This window comes from Nocardiopsis sediminis (assembly GCF_042650565.1).
GTDB classification, from domain to species: domain Bacteria; phylum Actinomycetota; class Actinomycetes; order Streptosporangiales; family Streptosporangiaceae; genus Nocardiopsis_B; species Nocardiopsis_B sediminis.
On sequence record NZ_JBHSBH010000026.1, the window covers coordinates 1 to 10,449 of the forward strand.

General features: G+C 71.9%; 7 protein-coding genes. 6 read left to right on the top strand and 1 reads right to left on the bottom strand.

Features of this window, described 5'->3' with window-relative positions; genetic code table 11:
* A partial coding sequence (gene sucC, locus ACFOVU_RS29115; protein WP_378538701.1) for an ADP-forming succinate--CoA ligase subunit beta occupies nt 1-1,043 on the bottom strand: 1,043 nt, incomplete at its 3' end.
* A gap of 304 nt (nt 1,044-1,347) precedes the next feature.
* On the opposite strand from sucC, the gene ACFOVU_RS29120 reads away from it, so the two are divergent.
* The 6 genes from ACFOVU_RS29120 (at nt 1,348) to ACFOVU_RS29145 (ending at nt 10,291) form a co-directional block, all read left to right on the top strand.
* On the top strand, nt 1,348-2,724 hold the full coding sequence (locus tag ACFOVU_RS29120) for an MFS transporter (RefSeq protein ID WP_378538690.1): 1,377 nt from the start codon (nt 1,348-1,350) through the stop codon (nt 2,722-2,724).
* 74 nt (nt 2,725-2,798) lie between these two features.
* On the top strand, nt 2,799-4,487 hold the full coding sequence (locus ACFOVU_RS29125) for a thiamine pyrophosphate-binding protein (protein WP_378538692.1): 1,689 nt from the start codon (nt 2,799-2,801) through the stop codon (nt 4,485-4,487).
* A gap of 15 nt (nt 4,488-4,502) precedes the next feature.
* The gene (gene frc, locus ACFOVU_RS29130; RefSeq protein WP_378538694.1) at nt 4,503-5,732 is read left to right on the top strand and encodes a formyl-CoA transferase; all 1,230 of its coding nucleotides are present in this window, start codon (nt 4,503-4,505) and stop codon (nt 5,730-5,732) included.
* A 4-nt stretch (nt 5,733-5,736) separates the two neighbouring features.
* Nucleotides 5,737-7,884, top strand: a complete 2,148-nt coding sequence (locus tag ACFOVU_RS29135) for an acetate--CoA ligase family protein (RefSeq protein ID WP_378538695.1) — start codon at nt 5,737-5,739, stop codon at nt 7,882-7,884.
* 254 nt (nt 7,885-8,138) lie between these two features.
* The gene (locus ACFOVU_RS29140) at nt 8,139-9,728 is read left to right on the top strand and encodes an Nramp family divalent metal transporter (protein ID WP_378538697.1); all 1,590 of its coding nucleotides are present in this window, start codon (nt 8,139-8,141) and stop codon (nt 9,726-9,728) included.
* Nucleotides 9,728-10,291 (top strand): hypothetical protein, encoded by a 564-nt coding sequence (locus ACFOVU_RS29145; protein WP_378538699.1) that lies wholly within the window; start codon nt 9,728-9,730, stop codon nt 10,289-10,291. Before ACFOVU_RS29140 ends, ACFOVU_RS29145 begins: the two co-directional genes overlap by 1 nt.
* Nucleotides 10,292-10,449 lie beyond the last annotated feature (158 nt).

The following is a 10,449-nucleotide window of genomic DNA, read 5'->3' on the forward strand; positions in this document are numbered from 1 at the left end:
TGCGCCCGCTCGGTCAGGATCGCCCGCCCCAGCTCGGCGTTGTTGCCGTCCAACCGGACCACCAGCGGCTTGGACACGTCATCGCCCCGCTGCTCCAAAAGCTCCAGGGCCTGCACGATGCCGTTGGCCACCGCGTCGCAGGCGGTGATCCCGCCGAAGACGTTGACGAACACGCTCTTGACCGCGGGGTCGCCCAGGATGATCTCCAGGCCATTCGCCATGACCTCGGCCGAGGCACCCCCGCCGATGTCGAGGAAGTTGGCCGGGGTCACCCCGCCATGGGCCTCACCGGCGTAGGCGACCACGTCCAGCGTGGACATGACCAGGCCCGCACCGTTGCCGATGATCCCGACCTCACCATCGAGCTTGACGTAGTTCAGGCCCCGGGCGCGGGCGGCGGTCTCGCGGGGGTCGGCGGCGCCGTCGTCGTGGAAGGGGGTGCGCTCGGGGTGGCGGAAGGCGGCGCTGTCGTCGAGGGTGACCTTGCCGTCGAGGGCGAGGATGCGGCCGTCGCGGGTGCGCGCCAGGGGGTTGACCTCGACGAGCGTGGCGTCCTCCTCGGTGGCGACGTCCCATAGGCGCTGGAGCACCGCTGCGGCGCGGGCGTGCACCGCGGGGGGCAGGCCGGCCTTGGCGCAGATGGCGACGGCGTCGTCGCGGCCCAGGCCGGTGAGGGCGTCGATGGGGGTGCGCACCACGGCGTCGGGGCGCTCGGCGGCCACGGCCTCGATGTCCATGCCGCCCTCGGCCGAGCAGATCGACAGGAAGGTGCGGTTGGAGCGGTCGAGCAGGAAGGAGACGTAGTACTCCTCGGCGATGTCGCTGGCCTCTTCGACCAGGACCCGGTGCACCGTGTGCCCCTTGATGTCCATGCCGAGGATCTGCTCGGCCTTGGCGTGGGCGTCCTCGGGGCCATCGGCCACCTTCACACCGCCGGCCTTGCCGCGGCCACCCGTCTTGACCTGCGCCTTGACGACGACACGGCCGCCGAGGCGCTCGGCGCTGAGCGCGGCCTGTTCGGGGGTGCCGGCGAGTTGTCGCAGGGCGAGCGGCACACCGTGCTCGCCGAAGAGCTGTTTGGCTTCGTGCTCGTAGAGGTCCACCGAGCCTCCTCCTCCATAGCGGTTCTCGGCTCTGCCTCTGTCATACGCGACATCGTATGCAGTATGCAATATCTCTTCCGTGGCGGTTTCACCCTGCACCTGGTCACGACCACCCTCGCGCGCAACCACCCCGCATCCCACCCCCGCACCACCCCAGCGCCGCCCCGAATTCCCCGCGCCACCCCCTTCCCACGGCGCACATCGGCGACGCATACTGCATACAGAATGCTGGAGGTGATCCGTGGTGGCACCATCCCCCTCTGTCATCCCCCCAGGCCATCTGCCCTCCCCCTACGACGCGCCGCACGGCGAGTTCCGCGACTGGAGCGGACGGCGCTACCGCGTCGGCGCCTCGGCGCGCGACCTCACCGGCCGGGGCCGCGGCCACCAGCTCCGCCGCGCGGTGCTGGCGGTCGCGGCGGCCGGGACGCTCCAGTTCGCCTACGGGGCGGCCGTGCCGGCGCTGGGTGCGGCGCACGGCTGGACCCCGGCCGGCGCGCTGCTGCCGCTGCTGGTGTGGACGGTGGTGCAGGGCGCCTCGGCGGTGCCCCTGGCGCGCCTGCACTCCCGCGGCGCACTCGCGCCGGCCCGGGCGGTCCTGGCCGGGGCCCCTCTGTGCGCCATCGGCCTGGCGAGCATCGGGCTGACCGACTCCCTCCTGCTCGCGGCGCTGGGCTACGGCGTCCTGGGCGGGCTGGGGGCCGGGCTGGTCTACCACCCCTGCGTGCACGTGGTCGCCGCCTGGTACCCCGAGCGGCCCGTGGCCCGCGCCGGGGTGGCCGGGGGCGCGTTCGCGCTGGGGGCGGTGCCCGCCGTCCTGGGCGCCCTGCTGCTGCCCGGGCCCGCTGCGCTGGGGCCGGCCTGCGCCGGGCTGGCCGTCGCCGCCGGCGTCCTCATCGCCGCGGGCGGGGCGCGGCTGCACGCGCCCCCGGCGCACTGGTGGCCGCCCGGGACCGACCCGCGGGCGTGGGCGCTGCGCGGCCGGGCCGACCCGCTGGCCGGGGCCGAGCACTCCCCCGCCCAGGCCTGGCGCAGCGGGGCGCTGCCCGCCCTGCACGCGATCCTCGCCCTGGGGGGCGCGGTCGCGCTGTTCGACCTGGCGGTGCTGCCCGCCTTCCTGCTGGCCCAGGGCCACTCCCCCGCCGCGGCGGCGGCGGTGGCGGCGGTGCTGGTGGCCGCCAGCGGGGCGGGCCGGGTGGCCGCGGCCGCGCGCGCCGAGCACAGCGGGCGCCGCCGGGTGCTGGCGGGCGCGCTGCTGGCCGGAGGTCTGGCGCAGTTCGGCCTGTTGGCCGCCGCCACCGGGGAGGGCGGCGGTCTGCCGGTGCTGCTGGTGCTGGCGGTGCCCGCCGGGCTGGGCGGCGGCGCCTGCTATCCGCTCACCCGCGCGCTGGCGATGGACTGCTTCGGCGCGCGCCACTCCACCGACATCCAGGGGCTCGTCTACAGCGCCAAGGGGCTGGGCGGGCTGCTGGGCGTGGGCGGCGCCGCGCTGCTCCTGCTGCTCGCGCCCGATTCGGGGGCCGCCGCGGGCTTCGCGGTGGCGGGCGTGTGCGCCCTGGTGGCGGCGGGTATCGCGGGGCGCCTGCGGCGCCCGCTGCCGGTTCGCACCATTCCGCTCTAGACACGCGCCCGGCGCTCATGTAGCAATGGAAAACATACGGTATGCAGTATCCAATGAAGGGGATGTTCGCAGCGATGACTGACGACAAGAGGGAAGACGCCACCATCTCCGGCGGCCATCTGGTGGCCAAGGCCCTCAAGGCCGAGGGGATCGACGTGATCTTCACCCTGTGCGGCGGCCACATCATCGACATCTACGACGGCTGCGCCGACGAGGGCATCGACGTCATCGACGTCCGCCACGAACAGGTGGCCGCACACGCCGCCGACGGCTACGCACGCATCACCGGCAAACCCGGATGCGCCGTGGTCACCGCCGGACCGGGCACCACCGACGCCGTCACCGGCATCGCCAACGCCTACCGCGCCGAAAGCCCGCTGCTGGTCATCGGCGGCCAGGGCGCCCTCAGCCAGCACAAGATGGGCTCCCTCCAGGACCTGCCGCACGTGGACATGATCGGCCCGATCTCCAAGTTCGCCGCGACCGTCCCCCACACCGAGCGCGTCGCCGACCTGGTCTCCATGGCCTTCCGCGAGTCCCTCAACGGCGCCCCCGGCCCCTCCTTCCTGGAGATCCCCCGCGACATCCTCGACGCCAAGGTCCCCCTCGACAAGGCGCGCATCCCCGAGGCCGGCCGCTACCGCGCCTCCACCCGCCAGGCCGGCGACCCCGCCGACATCGAGCGCCTGGCCGAGCTCCTCATCCGCTCCGAGCGGCCCAGCATCCTGCTCGGCGGCCAGGTATGGACCACCCGCGCCACCGACTCCGCCATCGAACTGGTACGCACGCTCAACGTCCCCGCCTACATGAACGGGGCCGGCCGCGGCACCCTGCCGCCCGGCGACCCGCACCACTTCCAGCTCTCCCGGCGCCACGCCTTCGCCAACTCCGACCTCATCATCATCGTCGGCACCCCCTTCGACTTCCGGATGGGCTACGGCAAGCGCCTCTCCCCCGACGCCACCGTCGTCCAGATCGACCTCTCCTACGCCACGGTCGGCAAGAACCGCGACATCGACCTCGGCATCGTCGGCGACGCCGACGTCGTGCTCTCCTCGGTCCTCCAGGCCGCATCGGCCTACGGCGACACCGGCGCCCAGGGCCGCAAGGCCTGGCTGGAGGAGCTGCGCCAGCAGGAGGCCAAGGCGCTCGACAAGCGCGCGCCGCTCCTGCGCTCCGACGCCTCGCCCATCCACCCCTACCGGCTGGTCAGCGAGATCAACGACTTCCTCACCGAGGACTCCATCTACGTCGGCGACGGCGGCGACGTCGTCACCTTCTCCGGGCAGGTCGTCCAGCCCAAGTCCCCCGGCCACTGGCTCGACCCCGGGCCGCTGGGCACCCTGGGCGTGGGCATCCCCTTCGTCCTGGCGGCCAAGTACGCCCGCCCCGACAAGGAGGTCGTGGCCCTGTTCGGCGACGGCGCCTTCAGCCTCACCGGGTGGGACTTCGAGACCCTGGTCCGCTTCGACCTGCCCTTCATCGGCGTCATCGGCAACAACTCCTCCATGAACCAGATCCGCTACGGCCAGATCGCCAAGTACGGCGCCGACCGCGGCGAGATCGGCAACACGCTGGGCGACGTCCGCTACTCGGAGTTTGCCAAGATGCTGGGCGGCTACGGCGAAGAGGTCCACGACCCCGCCGAGATCGGCCCGGCGCTGCGCCGCGCACGCGAGTCCGGCAAGCCCTCGCTGATCAACGTCTGGATCGACCCCGAGGTCTACGCGCCCGGGACGATGAACCAGACCATGTACAAGTAGGGAGCCTCAGACGCCATGAGCAAGGCACTCGACGGTGTCCGTGTCCTCGACATGACCCATGTGCAGTCCGGTCCCTCGGCCACGCAGATCCTGGGCTGGCTGGGCGCCGACGTCGTCAAGCTGGAGGCGCCCAGCGGCGACATCACCCGTCGCCAGCTGCGCGACCTCCCCGACGTCGACAGCCTCTACTTCACGATGCTGAACTCCAACAAGCGCAGCATCACCCTCAACACCAAGAGCGACGAGGGCAAGCGCATCTTCCTGGACCTGGTGCGCTCCAGCGACGTCCTGGTGGAGAACTTCGCCCCCGGGGCCCTGGACCGCATGGGCTTCACCTGGGAGGTGCTCCAGGAGGCCAACCCGCGGCTCATCTACGCCTCCATCAAGGGCTTCGGCCCCGGCGACTACGCCGACTACAAGGCCTATGAGGTCATCGCCCAGGCCATGGGCGGCTCGATGAGCACGACCGGCTTCGAGGACGGCCCCCCGCTGGCCACCGGCGCCCAGATCGGCGACTCCGGGACCGGCATGCACACCGTCGCCGGCATCCTCGCCGCGCTCTTCCAGCGCACCCGCACCGGCACCGGCCAGCGCGTCGAGGTCGCCATGCAGGACGCCGTGCTCAACCTGTGCCGGGTCAAACTGCGCGACCAGCAGCGGCTGGCCCACGGCCCCCTCAACGAGTACCCCAACGACAGCTTCGGCGACGAGGTGCCCCGCTCCGGCAACGCCTCGGGCGGCGGCCAGCCCGGCTGGGCGGTGCGCACCGCACCCGGCGGCCCCAACGACTACGTCTACGTCATCATCCAGCCCCCCGGGTGGGAGCCCATCACCCGGCTCATCGGCCGGCCCGACCTGGCCACCGACCCCGAGTGGGCGACCCCCGAAGCCCGCCTGGACAAGCTCGACAAGGCCTTCGCCCTGATCGAGGAGTGGTCCTCCAAGCTCCCCAAGTGGGAGGTGCTGGCCGCGCTCAACGCCCACAACATCCCCTGCGGGCCGATCCTGTCCACGCGGGAGATCATCGACGACCCCACGCTCAACGCCAACGGGATCGTCGCCACCGTGGAGCACCCCGAGCGCGGCACCTACAAGACGGTGGGGCTGCCGATCCGCCTGTCGGCCTCCCCCGCCGACATCCGCCGCTCCCCCCTGCTGGGCGAGCACAACAGCGAGGTCTACGTGGGCGAGCTGGGGCTGTCGCAGGACGACCTCACCACGCTCAAGTCGAACGGAGTGATCTGACACCATGGCCAACCCAACCGACCCCGGCTACGACCGCGAGGCCGTGCGCGCCGTGCTGGACCGGGCCCGCACCGAGGGCCGCACCTCCCTCACCGCACCCGAGGGCAAGGCGCTGGCCGACGCCTACGGGCTGCCGGTCCCCGGTGAGGCGCTGGCCCGCGACGCCGACGAGGCGGTCGCCCTCGCCGTCGAACTCGGCCTTCCGGTCGTCGCCAAGATCGTCTCCCCCGACATCCTGCACAAGACCGAGGCCGGCGGCGTCGAGGTCGGGCTGACCTCCCCGCAGGAGGTCAAGGCCGCCTACCAGCGCATCGTCGCCAACGCCCGCGCCTACGACCCCGACGCCCGCATCGACGGCGTCCAGCTCCAGCAGCAGATCGGCGCCGGCCTGGAGGTGCTGGTCGGCGCCACCACCGACCCCACCTTCGGCAAGATCGTGGTCTTCGGCCTGGGCGGCGTGCTCGTGGAGGTCCTCAAGGACGTCGCGTTCCGCCTGGCCCCGGTCACCCGCGCCGACGCGCTCTCACAGATCGGCGGCATCAAGGCCGCCGAGGTCCTCGACGGGGTGCGCGGCGGCGCCGCCGTGGACCGCGACCGCCTGGCCGACCTGCTGGTGCGCCTGTCCGACCTGGTCACCGACTTCCCCGAGATCGCCGAGGCCGACCTCAACCCCGTCTTCGCCACGGCCGACGACGCCATCGCCGCCGACCTGCGGTTCGTGCTCGACTTCGCCCCGGCCCAGCGGCCCAAGCAGTTCGACCGCGACGAGATCCTGGGCGCGATGAACCGGATCTTCACCCCCCGCTCCATCGCGATCATCGGGGCCTCCAACGAGACCGGCAAGATCGGCAACTCGGTCATCCGCAACATCGTCGACGGCGGCTACGCCGGCGAGGTGTACCCGATCAACCCCAAGTCCGACGAGGTCTACGGCCGCACCGCCTACAAGAGCATCGGCGACGTCCCCGGCGACGTCGACGTCGCGGTCTTCGCCGTGCCCGCCAAGTTCGTCGCCGCCACCCTGGAGGAGGCCGGGCGCAAGGGCGTGGCCGGGGCCATCCTCATCCCGTCGGGCTTCGCCGAGACCGGCGAGCAGGAGCTCCAGGACGAGGTGCTCGCGGTCGCCCGCCGCCACAACGTGCGCATCCTGGGCCCCAACATCTACGGCTACTACTACACGCCGCAGAAGCTGTCGGCGACGTTCTGCACGCCCTACGACGTCGCCGGCGGCACCGCGCTCACCTCGCAGTCGGGCGGTATCGGCATGGCCATCCTCGGCTACAGCCGCAGCACCAGCACCGGCGTCTCGGCCATCGTCGGCGTCGGCAACAAGGCCGACATCGACGAGGACGACCTGCTCACCTTCTTCGGCCAGGACGACAACACCAACGCCATCGCCATGCACCTGGAGGACCTCAAGGACGGGCGGGCGTTCGTGGAGGCGGCCCGCGAGGTCGTGCCGCGCAAGCCGGTGATCGTCCTCAAGGCCGGGCGCACCTCGGCCGGCGCACGCGCCGCCGGGTCCCACACCGGCGCGCTGGCCGGCGACGACAAGGTCTACGACGACATCCTGCGCCAGGCCGGGGTGGTGCGCGCGCCGGGCCTCAACGAGCTGCTGGAGTTCGGCCGCGCGCTGCCGGTGCTGCCCGCGCCCACGGGCGAGAACGTCGTCATCATCACCGGCGCCGGCGGGTCGGGCGTGCTGCTCTCCGACGCCGTCATCGACAATGGGATGTCCCTCTATGAGATCCCGCCCGACCTCGACGAGGCGTTCCGCGCGTTCATCCCGCCCTTCGGGGCGGCCGGCAACCCGGTGGACATCACCGGGGGCGAGCCGCCCTCGACCTACGAGAAGACGATCCGGCTGGGCCTGGAGGACCCGCGCATCCACGCGCTGATCCTGGGCTACTGGCACACGATCGTCACCCCGCCCATGGTCTTCGCCGAGCTGGTCGCCGACGTGGTGGCCCAGGCGCGGGCCGCGGGCATCGACAAGCCCGTGGTGGCCTCGCTGTCGGGCGACACCGAGGTCGAGGCCGCCAGCGCCCACCTGTTCCAGCACGGTGTGGTCGCCTACCCCTACACCACCGAGAAGCCGGTCCAGGTCCTGGGCGCGAAGTATCGCTGGGCGCGCGCCGCCGGGCTACTCTGATCGGACGACTTCACCCGCTTCACCTGCAATGACCACCGATATCCCTCTTCATCCCCCACAGCCGAGGTCGCTCCGGCGGCCGGCGATCCGCCATCGCCGGCCGCCGGGCCCGCCGCCGGGGCCCGCGTTCCGCCAGCGCAGGCCCCGGCGCCCACACCGTCCGCCCGCATCCGGCGAAGGAGGTCCCACCAGCAGTGCCAGGGGGCGTATGAAGGGCGCTCGCGCGCCCGCATCCGCGAGGGAGAACTGCACGCATGGACTCCTCAGATGTCAACGCCGACCGGCCCCTGAGCCGCGACGACCCGGCCACGACCCACACGCCGCCGCGTGTCCCCGCCCAACGGGCCACGCCCTCCCCCGAGAGCGGCTCCGGCACCCCACAGCCGGCGCCCGCCCCCGCTGAGGAGCGCTTCTACAAAGCCGGCAAGCTGGAGCCGATGCCCATCCGGCCCCTGCCCAAGGCCCCGCCCTCCATCCACATCCTCGGCCCGACCGTCTTCCTGGTGGCGCTCGGCGTCGGGATGGGCGAGTCCTACATGTGGCCGCGGCTGGTCCTGATCTTCGGGCCCGAGATCCGCTGGCTGTTCCTGATCGGCGTCACCCTCCAGACCGTCGTGATGCTGGAGATGTCGCGCTACGCCATGGCCACCGGGGAGAGCATCTTCTTCGGCGCGGCCCGTGTGTTCAAGCCGCTGATGTGGTTCTTCTTCGTCACGGCGATACTGGTCTATATCTGGCCCGGCCATCTCTCGGCCGGCGCATCGGCCTTCGAACGGGTCACCGGGATCCCCTGGCAGGCATCGGCGATCGCCGGGATGCTCCTGGTCGGGGTGGTGTTCACCCTGGCCAAGGTGGTCTACAACCTGCTGGAGAACCTGCTCTCCATCTGTATCGGCCTGCTCGTGGTGGGCACCTCGGTGGTGGCGGCCATGGTCGGCAGCTTCGCCGACCTCTCCTCCACGATCACCGGCATGTTCGCCTTCGGCTACATGCCCGAGGAAGCCCTCTCCCCGGCCTGGTTCCCCGTCATCGTGGGCGCGTGCGCCTTCGCCGGCCCCTCGGGCATGCAGCAGATGTGGTACACGCTGCACCTGCGCGACAAGGGGGCGGGCATGGGCGCGCACATCCCGCGCATCCGCGGCCTGCGCCACTCCGACGACCAGGAGTCCATGCCCAGCCGGGGCTTCATGTTCGACACCTCCGACCCCGCCGAGATGAGCAAGTGGAAGGGGTGGCGCAAGTGGGTCACCTTCGACGCGTTCGTCCTCTTCTGGGGCATCACCATGCTGGTGACGATCTCCTTCACGGTGCTGGCCCAGGCCTCGGCCCGCATCGACCCGGGGGTCACCCAGATCATCCGCGACGGTGAGCGCGAGGCGGCGCTCGACGCCATGGCGGCCTCCTTCTCCGCGGCGGGCAGCCCCATCCTGGGCACCGTGTTCTTCTGCTTCATCGCCCTCATCGGCCTCAACGCCACCCTGGGCCTGTTCGACTCCTTCTCCCGCGGCCAGGCCGACATGACGTACTTCTTCGTGCCGGGCGCCAAGCGGTTCAGCATCTCCAAGCTGTATGCGTTCTTCCTGTGGGGGCTCATCGCCTTCGGCATCGGGATCCTGCTGTTCGGGCCCGCCGACGGCCCCGCCGCCATCCTGGACGTGCTGGCGTTCCTGTCCACCTTCGCCATGGGCTCCTACTGCGTGGTGCTCCTGCTGGTGAACAACCTGAGACTGCCCAAGCCGATCCGCCCGGGCATCGTCTCCAACCTGGTGATCGGCTTCGCCGCGGTCTTCTACCTCGGCATGCTGTTCTACTCGCTGTTCGCCTTCGGCGTGGTGGTGAACTGATGGGGGCGCAGATCGCGGCTGCGGGCGGCGTCCCCACCGCCGTCCGCTACGCCGAGGTCGCCGCGCCCGGCGCCGCGATCGGGCTGGTCGCGGGCGTCTTCGCCGCGGCGGTCGCCTCGCTGGCCGGGCTGCCCCTCGTCCAGATCACGACGATCGCCGCGGCGCTGGGCGTCCCGCTGGCCCTGTTCGGGGCGGGCTACTGCGCCCTGCTGGCCGCGGGCCGGTTCGGCGTGGGCGCGGTGGGCCCGGCGGCGCTGTACTGGCTGGTGGGCTTCCCGCTGGCCCGGCTGATCGACGAGTACGCGGTGGCCCAGGTGCTGGGCCACGACTCGGTGCTGCGTGAGCCGCTGCCGGCGTTCCTGCTGTTCCAGGCGCTGCTGAGCGTCGGGTTCACCATCGGGTTCCTGTGGCTGCACGAACGGCTGGCACCGCACTGGTTCATCCGGATCCGCGGCCACAACCCGGTGGCGGCCGACCTGGTCGAACGCTACCTGCAACAGGTCGACGCCCTCGACCGGCGCCGCGCCCGGGCGCCGCGTGCCCGGCGCCGCGACACATCCTGACACCGTTTCCCTTCGCTCCCGGGCGCCCGTGCGGGGCGCCCGGGGCGGGGACGCCTGTACCTGCGACCCGTCTGGAGTACCGGGACCTTGGACATCTCGCCCCTGGTGTGGGGAGTCACGATCGGCGTGCTGCTCGGTGTCATCGCCGTGGACTTCGT

What these genes read in the sequence shown, in the direction of transcription:
- ACFOVU_RS29125 (WP_378538692.1), top strand. Translation starts at nt 2,799, where the DNA reads ATGACTGACGACAAGAGGGAAGACGCCACCATCTCCGGCGGCCATCTG.
- frc (WP_378538694.1), top strand. Translation starts at nt 4,503, where the DNA reads ATGAGCAAGGCACTCGACGGTGTCCGTGTCCTCGACATGACCCATGTG.
- ACFOVU_RS29135 (WP_378538695.1), top strand. Translation starts at nt 5,737, where the DNA reads ATGGCCAACCCAACCGACCCCGGCTACGACCGCGAGGCCGTGCGCGCC.
- ACFOVU_RS29140 (WP_378538697.1), top strand. Translation starts at nt 8,139, where the DNA reads ATGGACTCCTCAGATGTCAACGCCGACCGGCCCCTGAGCCGCGACGAC.
- ACFOVU_RS29145 (WP_378538699.1), top strand. Translation starts at nt 9,728, where the DNA reads ATGGGGGCGCAGATCGCGGCTGCGGGCGGCGTCCCCACCGCCGTCCGC.